We start from the raw sequence: 17,846 nt of genomic DNA, 5'->3' as shown, positions 1-17,846 counted from the left end.
GGTAGCCGGCATTAGTTACCGTATACTACCAGGAATTTTATACGCATCAGTTTCAGTTGCTCAAGCGAATAATCATTTTCGATCAGTTCTTCCCTGGCGAGGGCGAGACTGGAAGTTTCGCAACCCTTGAAATACTCCATGATTTCATCCTGTGCATAGTCATCGAGTTCTTCATCCAGGCAGTAGTCGATATTCAGTTTGGTACCACTGGCTACAATGGTTTCCATTTCATCGAGTAACTGGGAAAGAGAGAGTTCCTTGTTTTTAGCGATGGTTTCCAGCGGTATTTTCTTATCGATATTCTGGATAATAAATACTTTCATACCGCTTTTATTCACCACGCTTTTCATGACGAAATCGTCTGGCTTGGTGATGTTGTTTTCTTCCACATACCGGGTAATCACATCCAGGAACTGTTTTCCATAGCGAACCGCTTTCCCCTTGCTCACGCCCTGGATTTTTTCCAGTTCCTGAACCGTAGTAGGGTATTGGGTGGCCATGTCTTCCAGAGATGTTTCCAGGAAGATGACGAAAGGAGGCAGATTTTTTTCCTTCGACACTTTCTTACGCAGCTCCTTCAGCATTTCGAATAAGGCAGGATCTGCGGAAGCCTGTGCTTCGGCTGCTGCTTCTTCTTCTTCATCCATCGCATCTTCATCAAACTGATGATTCAGCGCCACCATGATGGAGTATGGTTTTTTGAGGAATTTGGTCCCTTTGTCGGTTACTTTCAGCAGGCCGTATTCTTCAATATCTTTCTCTATCAGTCCTTCCAGCATCATCTGACGCATGAGGGAATTCCAGAAGTGTGCATCAAATTCTTTTCCTTCTCCAAACACTTCCAGTTTATCATGCCGGTAAGTGTTGATCTGGGGGCTGGTTTTACCTGTAATGATGTTGATCACATATTCGCTGCCAAAGCGCTCTTCCAGGGCGCGGATGGCTTTCAGCATGATCACCACACGGTTTTTAACCTCTATTTTTTCTTTCGGATTACGACAGTTATCGCATTGACCGCAGTTTTCTGTTTCGTAATGTTCACCGAAGTAATGAAGGATCACCCTGCGGCGGCAAACGGCGCTTTCAGCATAGGCCACGGTTTCGTTGATCAGTTGTGCCCCCATTTCGCGTTCGCTGAGGGATTTATCCCGCATGAGGTGTTCCAGTTTCTGAACATCTTTATGGGAATAGTAACAGATACAATGTCCTTCGAGTCCGTCTCTTCCTGCACGTCCGGTTTCCTGGTAATAGTTTTCCAGGCTTTTGGGAATATTGTAGTGAATCACGAAGCGTACGTCCGGTTTGTCGATTCCCATTCCAAAGGCAATGGTAGCCACAATTACTTCTGTATCCTCATGAAGGAACATATCCTGGCGTTGCGCCCTGGTAGTAGGATCCAGGCCGGCGTGGTAGGCTACTGCCTTCACGCCGTTGGCAACCAGCATATCCGCCAGTTCTTCGGTTGTTTTGCGGTTCAGGGTGTAGATGATACCGCTTTTACCTTTATGAAGGTGGATAAACTTGACAATATCCTTGATGGTTTGTTCTTTCTTGCGTTTTGCCCTGATTTCATAATACAGGTTAGGACGGTTAAAGGAAGAAATGAAGATATTGGCTTTGTTCAGTGCCAGGTTCTTTACGATATCGCTTTGCACTTTAGGAGTCGCGGTAGCGGTTAGCGCAATGATAGGGAGGTTGTCGCTGATCTGGTCGATCATCTCCTTCAAACGGCGGTATTCCGGTCTGAAATCGTGTCCCCATTCAGAAATACAGTGTGCCTCATCTACCGCAATAAATGAAATCTCCAGTTCCTTGAAGAAATCCAGGTTTTCCTGTTTGGTGAGTGTTTCCGGCGCCACATACAGCAGCTTGGTTTTACCCGCCGTCAGGTCAGCCCGCACTTTCTTGATCTGCGCCTTGGATAAGGTGGAGTTTAGAAAATGTGCCACATTGTCCTTACTGCTATAGCCTCTTACGAGGTCTACCTGATTTTTCATCAACGCAATAAGAGGCGATACGATCAGCGCACACCCCGGACTCATCAGTGCCGGTAATTGGTAGCATAGTGACTTGCCTCCACCAGTTGGCATTATAACAAAAGTATCTTTGCCTGAGAGGATGCTATTAATAATTTTTTCCTGATTTCCCTTAAAGGAATCGAACCCGAAGTGTTCGCGTAATGCATCCATCAAACGTTCCTTAACAACAGCCATTGCATTCAAATTTTAACTCTAAAGAACCAACAAATGACGAAATATATTTATATGTTTTTTAGGGGACACGAAGTTACTTAAAAAAGCGCGGAGTATCAATATAAATTACTTGACCGTTCCAGTGCTGGTTAAAAAATGATAAATTTGTAAATCGCCATGAAAAGGAATCAAACTATTAACATAGGACAGGTAGCCAGACGCACAATTGCGATGGAGGCATCAGCTATTAATGATTTGCAGCAGTTTATAGATGCAGATTTTGAAAAAGTTGTTGAAAGGATCGCGCAATGCCAGGGTCGGCTTGTGGTTACCGGGATAGGTAAAAGCGCCATTATCGCCCAGAAAATGGTAGCAACATTTAATTCTACCGGCACACCGGCGCTTTTTATGCACGCTGCAGATGCTATCCACGGAGACCTGGGGATGATCCGCGAGGAAGACGTGGTGATGTGTATTTCTAAGAGTGGTAGTTCAGCAGAAATAAAGGTACTGGTACCCCTGGTGAAGAACTTTGGCAACACTTTAATTGCCATGGTGGGGAATACCGCCTCGTTTTTAGCCCAGGAAGCAGACTACATACTGAATACCACCGTTAGTCAGGAAGCCTGCCCGAATAACCTCGCACCCACTACCAGTACCACTGCACAACTGGCAATGGGTGACGCACTGGCCGTTTGTCTCATAGAATGGCACGGATTTACGGCAGCAGACTTTGCAAAATTCCATCCCGGAGGAGCTTTAGGAAAGAAATTGTACCTTAAGGTGGGCGACCTGAGCAAACAGCACCAGGCACCACAGGTATTATCAAACAGTTCGCTGAGAGAAGTGATTGTGGAAATCTCCTCCAAGATGCTGGGCGTAACCGCCGTAGTAGACGAAAATGGATTATTGCAGGGAATTATTACAGATGGTGACCTGCGCAGAATGCTGGAGAAAAATGTTCCTACAGCCGCTGTTACGGCTAAAGATATAATGTCGCTCCACCCAAAAATGATCCAACAAGATCAGTTGGCCATCAATGCTTTAGAAATGATGCGCCAACATGATATTACTCAATTGCTGGTAATGGACGGAGAGCGATACCAGGGTATTATTCACTTACATGATTTAATCAGAGAAGGAATTATTTAGAAATGACACAGCTGAACAGCCATTTTTATGTGGCAATAATGGCAGGGGGTATAGGCAGCCGCTTTTGGCCCCACAGCCGCACAGACAATCCCAAGCAGTTCCTGGATATCCTGAACACAGGAAAAACCCTGCTCCAATGGACTTATGAACGCTTCGCGCAGTTCATCCCGAAGGAAAATATATTTGTGGTGACACACCACCAGTATACCAGCAAGGTAAGTGATCAGCTGCCGGAATTACCCACCGCTAATATTGTGAGCGAACCTTCCCGCAAAAATACAGCGCCCTGCGTAGCATATATCTCCCATAAAATCCATAAACAGGATCCGCTGGCCAATATCATTTGCGCGCCGGCAGATCACCTGATCATGGATGGACCCGCATTTACCAATGCCTGTTTAAACGCATTACTGTTTGTTCAGAAAAACAGCGCCCTTGTAACACTGGGTATTAAACCAACCCGGCCCGATACCGGTTACGGCTATATTCAGTTTGAACCACAACACGTGGCGGATAATGTATACCAGGTTAAGACGTTTACAGAAAAACCGAACCTGGAGCTGGCGAAAACTTTCCTGCAAAGCGGCGACTTCCTCTGGAATGCCGGCATCTTTGTCTGGAATGTTAAAACCATCCTGGCAGCCTTTAAACAATATCTTCCGGAGATAGATGAACTCTTTGAACAGGCAACACCTGCACTCAATACGCCACAGGAAAAAGAGGCCATTGAAAAGGTGTATCCACAGTGTACCAATATCTCTATTGACTATGGCATCATGGAAAAAGCCAGCAATGTGTATGTGATTCCTTCCAACTTCGGCTGGAGTGACCTCGGTACATGGGCTTCCGCTTATGAGAACCTGGAAAAGGATTATCTCGGCAACGCCGTGCAGGGTAAGAATGTGGTGGTAATTGATGCTACCAAATGCATGATAAAAGTACCCAACGAGAAACTGGTACTCCTCCAGGGGCTCGACGAGTTCATCGTGATAGACACCAATGATGTACTACTCATCTGCAAAAAAGAGAACGAACAACAGATCAAAGAATATGTTGGGGAAATAAAACGCAATAAAGGCGAGAAGTTCCTCTAAAGATTTTCGGTTTTTTGATATTGAAATTTAGATATTTAATGCAGGAAAGCTATCCTGTCTGAAACTAAAGATCTAAATTTCAATATCAAAAAATCAACACATGGTTTCAAAACTGCCCAACGTAGGCACCACCATATTTACTGTCATGTCAGGCCTGGCAGCTACTCATCAGGCTATTAACCTCTCCCAGGGATTTCCCGATTACGACTGCAGCGATGAATTGAAAGCAATGGTAAATGAAGCCATGCAACAGGGACACAATCAATATGCCCCCATGCCCGGACTCATGCCTCTTCGTTCTGCTATTGCCGGAAAAATCAGTAACCTCTATCAGCAATCCGTTAACCCGGATACGGAAATCACCATCACCCCCGGCGGCACCTATGCTATTTTTACTGCTATTGCTACGTGTATTCATCCAGGTGATGAAGTGATCATTTTTGAGCCGGCTTACGACAGCTATATCCCCAATGTATTGGTAAATGGAGGTGTTCCTGTCCTGATTTCCCTGTCGTTTCCCGATTACCGGATCAACTGGGCAGAGGTGAGAAGTAAGATCACCCAGCGTACAAAAATGATTATGCTGAACACGCCGCATAATCCTACAGGAAGCATTTTACAGGAAAACGATATAGCAGAACTCGAAAAGCTGGTAGCAGAATTTAACCTGCTGGTATTGTCCGATGAAGTATATGAGCATTTAATTTTCGACGGCGCGCAGCATCATAGTATCCTGCGTTATCCTGCTATTTTCCGCAACAGCTTTGTTACCTTTTCTTTTGGGAAAGTATTTCATAATACCGGTTGGAAAATGGGCTATTGTGTAGCGCCGGAACACCTGATGAAGGAATACCGGAAAGTGCACCAGTATCTTTGTTTTTCGGTAAACACCCCTATGCAGTATGGATTGGCTAAATTCCTGGAAACGCCCTCACATTACCTGGAGTTACCCGCCTTTTACCAGCAGAAAAGAGATTATTTCCTGACATTGATGAAAGACACCCGGTTTACGCCATTGGCCAGCCAGGGAAGCTACTTTCAGCTGATGAAGTACGACCGGATATCTGATGAGGGAGATAAAGATTTTGCTATCCGTATGACCAAAGAATATGGAGTAGCAGTGATACCCGTATCTGCTTTTTACCAGGATGGAAAAGATGACCATGTGATCCGTTTTTGCTTTGCCAAGAAATCGGTCACATTGGAGCAGGCCGCAGCAAGATTGCAGCATATATAAAAAAGGAGGCTATTAATAACAGCCCGATCAATGCCTTTAAATAATTGATCAGACGTGTTATTAAAGCCTCCCTCTTTTTTTATGAAAAAGCAAGTTTATTCTCCTCTATAAAAAGCAGATCGTTTAAACAGCGACAGCTGTTACTTCCTGCGTTTTATTATTTTCCAGGTTCAGGGTATGCTCCATAAAGGTTACCACACCTGTTTCTACGTCATAGATAGCGCCAATGATACCGATTTCTCCTTTCTGGATCATGTCCCGGAGAATGTTACTTTGCTGTATAATAGCCTGCACAGAGCGCTCTACATGGATATTGTTAACAGCTTCCACGAAATCAGGATTGTGGGAGTTGCGTTCTTCCTTAATTGTTTTTTCCGCAAAAACAGCCGGAGAAATTTTATTTAATAACCCGGTCAGGTTACCCAGTTCTATGGCATCGCAGGCGCCTTTGATAGCACCACATTTGGTGTGCCCAAGTACCACGATGAATTTTGAACCGGCAACTTTACACGCATATTCCAGGCTGCCCAGCACGTTGTCTGAGATAACAGCACCGGCTAAACGAATGCTGAAGATATCACCCAGGCCCTGATCAAAAATCAGTTCGGCGGAAGTGCGGGAATCCATACAGCTTACAATTGCCGCCATCGGCCACTGGCCATCGGAGGTATCGTTGACCATCTGCAACAGGTTACGGTTCAGACGAAGGTTTTCCACAAAGCGGGTGTTACCTGCCTGCAGGAGTTCCAGTGCTTTCTTCGGAGTAATACTTGCTTGAGATGCTTTATTGAGTGTTTTCATGATTGTCATTTTTTGAAATTGGAAATAAACGGATGATAAGCATGGTATCCGTCGTGATTAATTTAACTGCAGTTCTTTCAATAATTCTTTATGGTTACCGGAAGAAATGGTGTGAACCTGTGGAGAGCTTAGCCTCGTTTGTTCTTCTGAGGTAAGGTCTGGTGTATTCTGAATGTTATACACATTTTTAAACCCCGTCAGGATCACCTTGATATTTTTTTGTGGCGCTTTGATATCCTTGAACTCACGGATGGTCTGCAATACATCAAAGTCGATGTAGGCAGTTTTGTGTGCATCAATCACCAGGGTGATATTTCCTGGTATGTGATCCAACGTGAGCAGGATGCTGGCTTTATTCAGGAAAGAAACTTCCTGGGCCAGTTCCAGGCGGATACTATCGCCGCTGTTATATTTTTCTTTACGGAAATAATAAGAGCTTTTCATGTTACCACGTAAGATGGCCAGTACACTTACAACCATACCCAGTGCAATACCCACCAGCAGATCTGTGAAAACGATCGCTACTACAGTAACAGCGAAAGGTACCCATTGGTATTTACCGTTTTTGAACATTTCCTTAAAAATGGAAATTTTGCACAGTTTGTAACCGGTTACCAGTAGTACTGCTGCCAGCGTCGCCAGCGGAATTTTGTTTAACACCACCGGGATCAAGGCGGTACAAACGAGCAACAATGCACCATGTACCATGGTAGAGAGTTTCGTTTTACCACCAGCATTGATGTTGGCGCTGGAACGTACAATCACAGAGGTGATTGGTAATCCTCCGATTAAACCACTGACCATATTACCCACGCCCTGCGCTTTCAGTTCCCGGTTGGGAGACGTATAACGTTTCATCGGATCCAGTTTGTCGGTGGCTTCCACATTCAGCAGGGTTTCCACAGAGGCTACTATCGCGAGGGTAATAGCAGTGATCCATACTTCCTTGTTGCCAATAGCGCTGAATCTCGGGAGGGTGAATTGTCCCACGAAATCGCTGAAGCTGTCTGGTACGGGTAAGGAAACCAGGTGATTAGATCCCAGTGCCAGCAGCTCACTGCCGGAAAATGCGCTATTCAGCAATATTCCGGTAATTACTGCTACCAGTGGCGCTGGCACTACATTGAGTTTCGGGATCTTGCTCCAGTACAGAATAATGAAAATGGAAATAATCGTAATCAGTGTTGCCCCAATGCTGATGTGGTTAATCGCAGAGAACAAGGCACTGAAAGTATTTTCGCCATCTACCTGAAAAAAGGTAAAATCACCTTCAGAATCGGCATCATAGCCAAATGCGTGCGGTAATTGTTTCAGGATAATGATGATACCAATGGCGGTAAGCATCCCGGTGATGACATTAGAAGGGAAGTAGTTGGCTACTGTACCCGCTTTTATCAGACCAAGGATCAGCTGAATGGCGCCGCCTATTACCACACTCAGGAGGAATATGTCGAAGGCGCCTAGTTTTGTAATAGCCACCAGCACTACGGCGGTAAGTCCCGCTGCTGGTCCGCTTACACTCAATTGCGAGCCACTGAGAAAGCCAATAACGAGGCCACCCACGATACCGGAAATCATTCCGGCAAACAGCGGCGCCCCGGAGGCCAGTGCTATGCCAAGGCACAACGGCACCGCAATGAGGAAGACAACAAGGCCGGCTGAAAAATCGCCTTTTATATTTAGAGAATAAAGATGTTTGCTTGTTCATAAAATATGCTTTTCCGTTGAGGGATCGCAGCTCCGGATAGCAGCTATTGCTGCAACCGTGGAAGCTACAAATGATAGTAATGAACTGCTGTTAAGGGTTTAAGACGGGTATCACGATAACGGATACACGTTTCCCAGGCAGTAATAATAGCGTAAAAAGAAATAAATGAATAGAGAATACAGCTGTTGTAATGACAACTGCAAAAACGAGATTATGCTATGTGCATATTTGGAGGGGGAGCGTGTATTTCCTGAGCAGGGTTGCTAGGGATATCTTCCATTAAATGATATTGAAGTATACCAATGATGAGCAAAGGATTAAACTGAAGTTCATCAAACTGTTTGCAAAATTTAAGTTCTTTCGCAATCTTTATATGATCACCTCCAGCATCTACCGGATGCTCTTCCACAATCTGATTATTAAACAGCAGCTTCCCAACTTCCTTGATCGGAAGCAGTTGAGACACCATGAGTGCCAGCAGGAATATGCCGATAATTTTCTTCATGTTTTATAATACGCTTAATGCAAATGTAATAGAGGCTGAGCATAAATAGTAAATATTGCCAATTAAAAAAATGTTAAAGGATTTTAACATAAAAACGGCCTATGGTCGCTATCTTCCACTTATCCTTCCTAAATACCGGTCATCATTATTAAAAAATAGCCGTTATAACCTGTTTTTTAAGTAAAATTCACTTCCAGCGGGCCTTTTACTGGTTTTGCCGGGTAACATTTAAAGCAAGTTATTTTGCTTTCTATGGTATTGTGTATTGCATAGTAGTAAAAGTTTCCTATTTTTGTATCGTAAAGTAGAAATAATAGCTATCATATTCACTTTAATAACTGTCAGAAACCACCATTAGAAAAAACATTAAAGCTCACTTGCCATGAACATTGATAACACACAATCGCAGATGAGGAAGGGAGTGCTGGAGTTTTGCATTTTGTCCGTCATAAAGCAAGGAGAAGCTTACCCTTCAGATATCATCGAAAAGATGAAGGAAGCAAAGCTGGATATCCTGGAGGGCACACTTTATCCTTTATTAACAAGATTGAAAAATGCGGAATTACTCACGTATCGTTGGGTAGAAAGCAGTTCCGGTCCCCCAAGGAAATATTTTTCCATGACCGAAAAAGGGGAAACCTTTTATAAGGAACTGGAAAGTACCTGGAATGAACTGGCTAATGCCGTGCATCAATTAACACAAAATAGTACACCTCTTTAACAAGGCAGACTAACCTAAAACCTAAAATCAACTGGTAATGAAAAAGATAATCAACATAAACCTGTCGGGCCGCCTTATCCCCATCGAGGATAGCGCGTACGAGATACTCAATCAGTATCTCAGCAGCCTGAAGAAATATTTTTCGAAAGAGGAGGGTGGAGATGAAATTGTGTCTGATATTGAAAGCCGCATTGCTGAAATATTCCAGGATCAATTGAAAAAAGGCGCACACTGCATCACTGATGAAGATGTAGTAGCAGTAAAAGCTTCCATGGGTACGCCGGAACAATTTGATGATGCTGCAGGAGAATCAACCCAACAGCAGAAACAGGAAGATCCGTATGAAGCATATGTTCCCCGCCCACGCAAACGCCTGTACCGCGATCCGGAAAATAAAGTCCTGAGCGGTGTATGTAGCGGATTAGGCGCCTATTTTAATATTGACCCGGTAATTTTCCGTATCATATTCGCCCTGCTCGCAGTAGGTGGCTTTGGTTCCGGTATCCTGGTATACTTCATTCTCTGGATCGCTACACCCTCTGCTGATACTACCGCAGAGAAACTGGAAATGAGAGGAGAAAGAGTAGACCTGAACACCATCAGATCTACTATACAAGAGGAATTAAATCATATGAAAGGTCAGGTGAAAAATGTAGGAGATGATATCCGAAATTTTTCTCAGGGCCGCGGCAAGCAGGTAGGTAACGACCTCGAACGCTTTTTTGTGAACCTGGCCAGTGGATTAGGTAAAGTGTTGGTATTTGTTACAAAGGGGTTCTTTTATTTCTTTGCTGTTGTAATGCTGATCTGCCTGATAGTGGCAGGAATAGCGATGGCAGTAACTTCCGCGGCCCTTTTCCCCATGAAAGATCTTTTACTCGATTCACGGGTACAAACCGCCTTGTTGTGGCCAGCCGTAGGATTGCTCATCGGTATACCCATCGTTGCATTGATCATCTTTATTATCCGTAAACTCACCGGAGTAAAAGAATCTAACCGTTATGCCGGTTATACTTTAATGCTTCTTTGGATCCTGGGTCTGGTTTTCGCCGGTATAGTGGCCACCTCTTTTACCAAGGATTTCAGAAGACCTTCTTCTGAAACGGAAACAGTAGCGATACAACAGCCGCTGAATGGTAAGCTGATCCTGAAAAGAGCGCCAGGTATTATGTCGGATATCAATGGTGATGATATCAGTTTCTTTGATGATCATTTGCTGATCGCTGATGATACCGTGCTGATTAACTACATCCGGGTAAGAGTGGAAAAGAGTCTGACCGATAGCTTCTCTGTAGATGTTACCCGTTTCTCCAGAGGCCGCACGGTACAACAGGCCAGGAAGCTGGCGCATGATATCGAATTTCACCTGAATCAAAAGGATTCAGTACTGTATCTGCCGGAAGGCTTCTCCCTGCCACGACATTCAAAATACCGTGGACAACGCATCACCGTCACCATCAAAGTACCAGTAGGAAAGAACATAGAGATAGACCGGGAAGTATATCGTAACTATAGCTTCAGCCGCTATAACCATGACGATGATAACTGGGATAATGATGATAACGACGGGTCTGATCCCCTGAACCTGCAGATGACGCCGGAAGGATCCAATGATGTAAACGAAAAGAAATCAGCGCCGGAGAAAAATAATAGCGACTCTTCTTCAGAAGGCTATCGTTACAAAGGTCCCTCTGCTGAAAATGCCGTAAAAGCGGTAAAAAAGAGTCAGCCGATCGACGGTGGTGTATCTTTCCTTGCTTATTCTTTATTAAACATGTTCAATAGTTAATCTTTATAAAGATTTAATTTTTAAATTGATAGGGCGAAAACAAGTACTTGTTCTCGCCCTATCCTTTTCATGAAATTACCTTTCAGAGATTTTCCCGATCGGATCATTCCGCCGGCCGATTAATGTTTAACTTTGCACATTCGCCAATTATTAATAAACAGGATAAGATAAGGAATGCAGGCTCCCATAAACATCGCGCTGGTAGGTAATCCGAATAGTGGTAAAAGTTCCCTTTTTAATGCGCTCACCGGTTTAAACCAGAAGGTGGGTAATTTTCCGGGTGTAACGGTAGATAAAAAAACCGGAACGGCTCAGATAGTGCCAGGCGTAAGCGCCAACATTATCGATTTGCCGGGAACTTATAGCCTGTACCCCAAAAGCGCCGATGAATATGTGACCTACGACGTGCTGATTAATCAGCAGAACGAGGATGCTCCCCGGCTGGTCATCATCGTAGCAGATGCCTCTAACCTGAAACGCAACCTGTTGTTCTGCTCCCAGATCATTGACCTGAAAATACCAGTGATCATTGCGCTGACCATGATGGATATTGCCCGCAAAAAAGGCGTGGAAATAGACCTGGATGGATTAGAGAGAGAACTGGGTGTACCAGTGGTGTCCATCAATCCCCGCAAGAACAAAGGCGTTACAGAAATTAAAAAAGTAATAGATCTTGCTTTACGCTCCCAATACAGCAATCCTCCCCGCGACTTTATCAACAACGGCGCCCTGGCAAAGGAAGTAATTGAGGACGTAAAGAAAATAGTACCGGTAAAAAGCGACTATGGCGCTTTACATATAGCCGTTAACGTTGATGAACTGCCATTTGTTGACAAGTCTGCCAAGCAGGCCGTCCGTAACTCGCTTGAAAAGCATCAGTTCAACAAAACAAAGATCCAGGCAGAAGAGATCATGCAGCGGTACGGCCGGATCAAACATATCATGAAAGCAACGGTGGTGGAAAACGATCCGTTGCAAAAGCAGCTGCGTTCTGAGAAAATTGATGATCTCCTGTTGCATCGCTTCTGGGGCTACGTGATTTTACTGGTAGTGATGTTCCTCCTGTTCCAGAGTATTTTCTGGCTGGCTTCTTACCCGATGGACTGGATCGAAGGCAGCTTTGGCGCCCTTAGCGGATGGCTGAGTGGTACGCTGCCGGATAACAAGGTAACCGACTTCTTCATCAATGGAATATTGGCGGGTATCAGCGGCTTTGCCGTATTTATTCCCCAGATCATGATCCTTTTCGGATTGATTACCATCCTGGAGGATACCGGCTACATGGCCCGTATCAGTTTTCTGACAGACCGTTTAATGCGGCAGGTAGGACTAAACGGAAAATCGGTGATGCCACTGATCAGTGGTGTTGCATGTGCCGTTCCTGCTATCATGGCCACCCGTACTATTGAGAATAAGAAAGAGCGCCTGATTACCATCATGGTTACACCACTGATGAGTTGCTCTGCCAGGCTCCCGATTTATACCATGATGATTGCCCTGATCATACCGGACAAGCGTTTTGGCATCCTTGGTTTACAGGGGCTGGTAATGATGGGATTGTATCTGCTCGGCTTTTTTATGGCCATTTTCATTGCAGCTGTGATGAAATTGTTTGTCCGCATTAAAGAGAAAAGTTATTTCATCATGGAGTTGCCGGTATACCGTTCACCGCGTTGGGCGAACGTAGGTACTACCATGGTAGAAAAAGCGAAAATATTTGTGAAAGATGCCGGTAAAGTGATCGTTGTTATTTCGGTGATCCTGTGGTTCCTGGCTTCTTACGGGCCAGCCAGCCGTATGGAACCGGTACATGCCAAATACGAACCGATGCTCGCGCAGGTAGATCCTGCTTCTCCTGAAGCAGCGGTTTTAAATAAAGAATTCCAGTCTGCCCGGTTATCCAACTCCTATGCTGGGGTACTGGGCCATGCCATTGAACCCGCTATCCGCCCGCTTGGTTTCGATTGGAAAATCGGGATTGCCCTGATTACTTCCTTTGCCGCACGTGAAGTATTTGTAGGAACGATGGCTACACTGTATAGCGTAGGAGAGGATCCGGAAAACAATAATGCTACGCTCCGGGAAAAGCTGGCATCTGCTACCTGGCCTGATGGCCGGCCGGTTTACACCCTGGCTTCCGGGTTATCCTTAATGATTTTCTATGCTTTCGCCATGCAGTGTATGAGTACAATGGCGATTGTAAAAAGAGAAACAAAATCGTGGAAATACCCGCTGATACAGCTTGTTTACATGACCGCACTGGCCTATGTCTGCAGTTTGATCATCTTTAATATCTTCAAATAATATCTTGTACATTGCAGATATAGTTAACCATAAATGCAATGTTTATGAAATGGCTTTGTTACAGCTTTTGCTTGTTTCTGGCGCTGCCGGTTGCCGCACAGAATTCTGTGGATTCTCTGCAACTGATGAAGGATGTCCGTACGCTCTCCGCTGACAAAATGGAAGGGCGTAAAACGGGAACCCGTGGCAGTCGCATGGCGCAATTTTATCTCCTCGACCGTTTCAAAAAGATAGGTTTGTCCGCCTATCACGACACCTACGAATATCCTTTCTATTTCCAGGAAGGAGAGAAGAAAATAATGGGGACTAACCTGTACGGCTATATTCCGGGCAAGCTTAGCACGGTGATCGTTATCTCCGCCCACTACGACCATCTTGGTATTTCACAGAAAAATGCGGCTGATACGGTTTTTAACGGGGCTGATGACAATGCCTCCGGTATTGGTGGCTTATTGGCCATGGCGACTTACTTTAAAAAACATCCTCCCCGCTATACCCTTATTTTTGCTGCTTTTGATGGAGAAGAAGAAGGCCTTCAGGGGGCCAAAGCTTTTGTAGCGCAACCTCCGGTGCCATTGACCCAGATCAGGCAGAATATAAATATGGATATGATTGCCCATAACGATAAGAACGAACTTTATGTGTGTGGTACTTTCCAGTTTCCGGATCTGAAAAAATATGTTGATGATATCGCTGCTACAAGTAGTGTAAAGCTCATCGCCGGGCATGATAATCCGGATAGCGGATCGCAGGACTGGACCAGCCAGAGCGATCAGGGCGAGTTTTTTAAACAGAAGATACCGTTTTTATATTTCGGCGTAGAAGATCATCCTGATTACCATCGTCTCTCTGACGAATATTCCCGCATCAATCATTCTTTCTATTACAGATCGGTACAAACAATACTGGAGCTGGTAAAAAAGCTGGATAGTGATTTACCGGAGAATAAATACAGTGGTGCTAAAACCATGTAGGAAGGAAGAGAGGGATGTAGTGATGACCACTACATCCCTGAAAATATTTATTTGCGGATAGTTTGCAACATTCCTTTAAACTTCGTGGCCTGTAGCCTGTTGGCTGGTGTGAAGGCCCGTCTGTTTTCATTCATTTTTGCCATACGTCCCAGTGCGCCGGCAGGTACCCCCATATCTGTGAGTGCACTACGGAGTAAGGGATCGCTCAAAGTGCCCCAGTCGGTAGTATAGTCATCCTGCACTTTTATATCGGGAACCAGACCGCTGAAATAATCACCCTGGCCGGCGGAATTCTTCGTCTGAAAATTCACCGCATACATATCGTATTTACTGAAGGAGATATTGATAAAGCCCACTGGTTTGCCATAGGTGGTGCTACCAACCAGGCGTGTGGTCATTACTGGTCTTAATACATTATACAGCAATTCGCTGGCGGAAACGGTATTATAGGTGCCCAGGAAGGTTACTTTATCTAGCGCCAGGCCACCATCTTTCTGGAACCGCGCTGTTTTGTATGTGGTCGCTTCACTATTAAAGATATCGGTCCAGTTTACGTTAGGGTAGTAAGGGACCGCTTTCATATTCCTGAAATAGGGACCGTAGTTATTGGTATTCACATTGTTATTAAAATACTGCGAATACATTTCGGTATTGGTTTTGGTTGCCGGCACCAGTTTATTCGCAAGGTATTCCGCAGTTTCCAGCAGTCCGCCGCCGTTGTAGCGCAGATCAAGGATTACCTGTTTTACACCTGCCTTTGTATAAGCATCAAAAATAGAATCGAATGTTGGTTTTACATCTGCAAGGGATACAAAGTTGTTGAAAACAATGTAGCCGATCTTTGTGCCGCTAAAGTCATATAAATGTGAATACAGGATAGGATTTAACTTATACTCCACGGCTTGTAAGGTGTACTGTTGGGTGGTGTTGTCTGGTTTGCGGAAGTTCCAGGTAGCGCTGGCGCTGCCGAAAGCGTTATTCAGCAGGTTGTTGGTGGCATCATCGTTTACCAGGAAGCGGCTGGTGCCGTTTACGGATAACAGTTGCCATCCCCTTTTCAGGCCGGCTTTATCGGCCGGGGAACCGGGATATACATATACGATGAATAAAGTAGAATCAGTCTGGAAGCCAACTTCGAATCCAACATCGCCAACAATGCCTTGTTGCAGTGCCCGGGAAGTGCCTCCATTGTCTACAAAGCTGTAGCGGTCAAGCGGCTGGCCTGCTGCATCTTTTTTGTAGAGGGCAAGTGCGGCAAACATCTTATCCGGAGTCGCATATGAGTTTGGCTTAAATGTGGCGGAGTCGGGAAGTGCATCATTCCACAGATAGATATCTTTTGCAATAAAGAAGATGCTGTCATTGATGGTACCAGTGGTTGCACTGCCATCCCCGCCACGGTTACGCGCAGGCGTGTCATTCTTTTTGCAGGCAGGTAACAGGAAAATCAGGACCAGGCCTGTAAGTAGTGTGTGATAGAAATAATTTGGCTGCATAGTTCCTTTTTTATGCTGTATCACCGTTGTGGATAAACGTCAGAACTGATTATTGTTGATGGGCATGAAGTTGCTGCCTTCAATACCCAGTTCTTCCGGGAGTACCCCGTTGTTTCTCAGTCCTACGTTTACTTTATCCCGCCAGCGGATCTGTTCAGCGGCATTTAGTCCGTGATGTGTTTCCTGGTCGAACCGGTATTGGAGACGGTTCATTTCCCGGAAGGATTGAAGATACTGATATTGTATGATACTATCGTAATCGTCGCGGTTCAGCGCGGTTTGGCGGAGTTTCTGTTTAAACCGCTCCACTACCAGCCGGGTGATATCAAAGTGCAGTTGTTCGTGCGCCAGTGCATAGCTGTTGCGGGCATCTGCGCGTACCCAGGATGCGCTTTTGATAAAGAATACCTGGAGCCGGAGGGTGATGCGGAGGGTATCATTTACCAGGTTGCTGTTGCCATCGTAGGCAAAACTGGTGTACGACACTGCTGCACTGGGTCCGTTTGGTGACGGTTTCGCTTGAAAATCATCCCATTGCAGTTTTCTCTGTGCATCGTAATAGATGGTATCAGAGCCAGGTGGCGCCGGGCTGTTTTTCTCCTCGAAATTGAGCTGGATCACGGTAAAATGCCGGTGTACGGGACATGGTTTTTTCTGCCCGGGGGGCAGCAACAGTAAGCTCAGTATGGCAGCAGTAGATAGCATGATCGGGATAGCGATGATTAAAATTAATGTAATGCCCCACGATCTGTTTCATGCCGGCAAAATTTGGCGATTCTATAACATTTGAATCCGGGCTATTTAACAATCTATTCCTGCTTAAACGGTGTTTTTTCCGTAATTTACTTTCGACCAAAACAATCGCACTATGTACGGCGGTGGATATATTTTTGATGAACCCAACAGAAAACAGTTGCGGGAAGAAGAACAGCATGATGAGCCAGAAAAACTCGCTGCTTTCGAGGAACGTATTGCCAAAGGAGAAAAGATCGAACCCGGCGACTGGATGCCGGTAGAGTACCGGCGGCAGCTGATACGCCTTATTGAACAACACGCGCATTCAGAAATTATCGGGGCATTACCTGAAGGCACCTGGATTACCCGTGCACCCGGTTTTAAACGAAAACTGGCGCTGATAGCCAAGGTACAGGATGAAATCGGCCATGGACAGTTGCTTTACAATGCGGCTGAAACGCTTGGCAAATCCCGGGAAGCCATGATCAATGACCTGCTCAGCGGTAAATCCAAGTATTCCAATGTATTTAACTATCCGGCTGAAACCTGGGCAGATGTGGCTGTTATCGGTTTCCTGATCGATGCTGCCGCTATTGTAAACCAGGTGGCCAATGCAAAAGGTTCCTACGGACCGTATTGCAGGGCATTGGAGCGGATCTGTTACGAAGAAAGTTTTCACCTGAAACAGGGGCACGATGCGTTTATAGAACTGGCTACCGGTACACCGGCGCAGAAAGACATGTTGCAGGATGCCCTCAATCGTTGGTGGCAGCCGATCATGCATTTTTTCGGACCTCCGGACAAAGCCTCCAGTCATAGCGAAAAGCTGATGCAGTGGAAGGTGAAAATGGCCAGCAATGATGAAATGCGGAATCAGTTCCTGGAGTCTTATGTACCTAAAATATGGGAACTGGGATTAACCCTGCCGGATCCGGCTTTGAGGAAAAATCCCGAAAGCGGTCGCTGGGAATATACCGATCCCGATTGGGATGAGTTTTTCCGGGTTATCAACGGCGGCGGTCCATGTAATACAGAACGGTTGCAGGTGCGTAAATGGGCTGAAGAGCAGGGCAGATGGGTACGCAAGGCATTGATGAGACCCACCGAAAAACGGGCGTTTCCGGTGGCATAAGAAATG

The 17,846-nt window shown here is 45.3% G+C and carries 14 protein-coding genes; 8 read left to right on the top strand and 6 right to left on the bottom strand.

Annotated elements, in window-relative coordinates; translation table 11 throughout:
• Positions 1-11 precede the first annotated feature (11 nt).
• The gene (recQ, locus tag BMW79_RS03160; RefSeq protein WP_089890445.1) at positions 12-2,213 is read right to left on the bottom strand and encodes a DNA helicase RecQ; all 2,202 of its coding nucleotides are present in this window, start codon (positions 2,211-2,213) and stop codon (positions 12-14) included.
• Between the two features lie 156 nt (positions 2,214-2,369).
• On the opposite strand from recQ, the gene BMW79_RS03155 reads away from it, so the two are divergent.
• The 3 genes from BMW79_RS03155 to BMW79_RS03145 all read left to right on the top strand — a co-directional run bounded on the left by BMW79_RS03155 (position 2,370) and on the right by BMW79_RS03145 (position 5,675).
• Entirely contained in the window at positions 2,370-3,344 is a 975-nt protein-coding gene (locus BMW79_RS03155) for a KpsF/GutQ family sugar-phosphate isomerase (RefSeq protein WP_089890442.1), read from the top strand.
• A 2-nt stretch (positions 3,345-3,346) separates the two neighbouring features.
• Positions 3,347-4,438 (top strand): mannose-1-phosphate guanylyltransferase, encoded by a 1,092-nt coding sequence (locus BMW79_RS03150; RefSeq protein WP_089890440.1) that lies wholly within the window; start codon positions 3,347-3,349, stop codon positions 4,436-4,438.
• A gap of 100 nt (positions 4,439-4,538) precedes the next feature.
• The gene (locus BMW79_RS03145) at positions 4,539-5,675 is read left to right on the top strand and encodes a methionine aminotransferase (RefSeq protein ID WP_089890437.1); all 1,137 of its coding nucleotides are present in this window, start codon (positions 4,539-4,541) and stop codon (positions 5,673-5,675) included.
• A gap of 123 nt (positions 5,676-5,798) precedes the next feature.
• Here BMW79_RS03145 and BMW79_RS03140 read toward each other — a convergent pair whose 3' ends face one another.
• The 3 genes from BMW79_RS03140 to BMW79_RS03130 all read right to left on the bottom strand — a co-directional run bounded on the left by BMW79_RS03140 (position 5,799) and on the right by BMW79_RS03130 (position 8,689).
• Positions 5,799-6,485 (bottom strand): carbonic anhydrase family protein, encoded by a 687-nt coding sequence (locus BMW79_RS03140; RefSeq protein WP_089890434.1) that lies wholly within the window; start codon positions 6,483-6,485, stop codon positions 5,799-5,801.
• Positions 6,486-6,533: 48 nt separating this feature from the next.
• A complete protein-coding gene (locus BMW79_RS03135; RefSeq protein WP_089890432.1) occupies positions 6,534-8,153 on the bottom strand; it encodes a SulP family inorganic anion transporter in 1,620 nt (539 codons plus the stop codon).
• 242 nt (positions 8,154-8,395) lie between these two features.
• On the bottom strand, positions 8,396-8,689 hold the full coding sequence (locus BMW79_RS03130; RefSeq protein WP_089890428.1) for a hypothetical protein: 294 nt from the start codon (positions 8,687-8,689) through the stop codon (positions 8,396-8,398).
• Positions 8,690-9,071: 382 nt separating this feature from the next.
• On the opposite strand from BMW79_RS03130, the gene BMW79_RS03125 reads away from it, so the two are divergent.
• The 4 genes from BMW79_RS03125 to BMW79_RS03110 all read left to right on the top strand — a co-directional run bounded on the left by BMW79_RS03125 (position 9,072) and on the right by BMW79_RS03110 (position 14,477).
• A complete protein-coding gene (locus BMW79_RS03125) occupies positions 9,072-9,410 on the top strand; it encodes a PadR family transcriptional regulator (RefSeq protein ID WP_089890425.1) in 339 nt (112 codons plus the stop codon).
• A gap of 37 nt (positions 9,411-9,447) precedes the next feature.
• Positions 9,448-11,199 (top strand): PspC domain-containing protein, encoded by a 1,752-nt coding sequence (locus BMW79_RS03120; protein ID WP_089890422.1) that lies wholly within the window; start codon positions 9,448-9,450, stop codon positions 11,197-11,199.
• Between the two features lie 174 nt (positions 11,200-11,373).
• Positions 11,374-13,503 (top strand): ferrous iron transport protein B, encoded by a 2,130-nt coding sequence (feoB, locus tag BMW79_RS03115; protein WP_089890419.1) that lies wholly within the window; start codon positions 11,374-11,376, stop codon positions 13,501-13,503.
• Positions 13,504-13,547: 44 nt separating this feature from the next.
• Entirely contained in the window at positions 13,548-14,477 is a 930-nt protein-coding gene (locus BMW79_RS03110; RefSeq protein ID WP_089896755.1) for a M28 family peptidase, read from the top strand.
• A 47-nt stretch (positions 14,478-14,524) separates the two neighbouring features.
• Here BMW79_RS03110 and BMW79_RS03105 read toward each other — a convergent pair whose 3' ends face one another.
• Together BMW79_RS03105 and BMW79_RS03100 are read right to left on the bottom strand one after the other, a co-directional pair.
• Positions 14,525-15,973, bottom strand: a complete 1,449-nt coding sequence (locus BMW79_RS03105; RefSeq protein WP_089890416.1) for a S41 family peptidase — start codon at positions 15,971-15,973, stop codon at positions 14,525-14,527.
• A gap of 39 nt (positions 15,974-16,012) precedes the next feature.
• Positions 16,013-16,678, bottom strand: a complete 666-nt coding sequence (locus BMW79_RS03100; protein WP_089890415.1) for a hypothetical protein — start codon at positions 16,676-16,678, stop codon at positions 16,013-16,015.
• A gap of 163 nt (positions 16,679-16,841) precedes the next feature.
• Between BMW79_RS03100 and paaA the strand changes: the two genes are divergently transcribed.
• Positions 16,842-17,840 (top strand): 1,2-phenylacetyl-CoA epoxidase subunit PaaA, encoded by a 999-nt coding sequence (gene paaA / locus BMW79_RS03095; protein ID WP_089890412.1) that lies wholly within the window; start codon positions 16,842-16,844, stop codon positions 17,838-17,840.
• Positions 17,841-17,846 lie beyond the last annotated feature (6 nt).

Origin of the sequence: Chitinophaga arvensicola (assembly GCF_900110835.1) — a bacterium.
GTDB classification, from domain to species: Bacteria; Bacteroidota; Bacteroidia; order Chitinophagales; family Chitinophagaceae; genus Chitinophaga; species Chitinophaga arvensicola.
The sequence above is the reverse complement of the archived record's forward strand: the minus strand, read 5'-3'. Positions and strand labels throughout refer to the sequence as shown.

Coding starts and splice junctions, on each gene's coding strand:
- BMW79_RS03120 (WP_089890422.1), top strand. CDS start 9,448: ATGAAAAAGATAATCAACATAAACCTGTCGGGCCGCCTTATCCCCATC.
- recQ (WP_089890445.1), bottom strand. CDS start 2,213: ATGGCTGTTGTTAAGGAACGTTTGATGGATGCATTACGCGAACACTTC.
- feoB (WP_089890419.1), top strand. CDS start 11,374: ATGCAGGCTCCCATAAACATCGCGCTGGTAGGTAATCCGAATAGTGGT.
- paaA (WP_089890412.1), top strand. CDS start 16,842: ATGTACGGCGGTGGATATATTTTTGATGAACCCAACAGAAAACAGTTG.
- BMW79_RS03110 (WP_089896755.1), top strand. CDS start 13,548: ATGAAATGGCTTTGTTACAGCTTTTGCTTGTTTCTGGCGCTGCCGGTT.
- BMW79_RS03125 (WP_089890425.1), top strand. CDS start 9,072: ATGAACATTGATAACACACAATCGCAGATGAGGAAGGGAGTGCTGGAG.
- BMW79_RS03150 (WP_089890440.1), top strand. CDS start 3,347: ATGACACAGCTGAACAGCCATTTTTATGTGGCAATAATGGCAGGGGGT.
- BMW79_RS03105 (WP_089890416.1), bottom strand. CDS start 15,973: ATGCAGCCAAATTATTTCTATCACACACTACTTACAGGCCTGGTCCTG.
- BMW79_RS03145 (WP_089890437.1), top strand. CDS start 4,539: ATGGTTTCAAAACTGCCCAACGTAGGCACCACCATATTTACTGTCATG.
- BMW79_RS03140 (WP_089890434.1), bottom strand. CDS start 6,485: ATGACAATCATGAAAACACTCAATAAAGCATCTCAAGCAAGTATTACT.
- BMW79_RS03130 (WP_089890428.1), bottom strand. CDS start 8,689: ATGAAGAAAATTATCGGCATATTCCTGCTGGCACTCATGGTGTCTCAA.
- BMW79_RS03100 (WP_089890415.1), bottom strand. CDS start 16,678: ATGCTATCTACTGCTGCCATACTGAGCTTACTGTTGCTGCCCCCCGGG.
- BMW79_RS03155 (WP_089890442.1), top strand. CDS start 2,370: ATGAAAAGGAATCAAACTATTAACATAGGACAGGTAGCCAGACGCACA.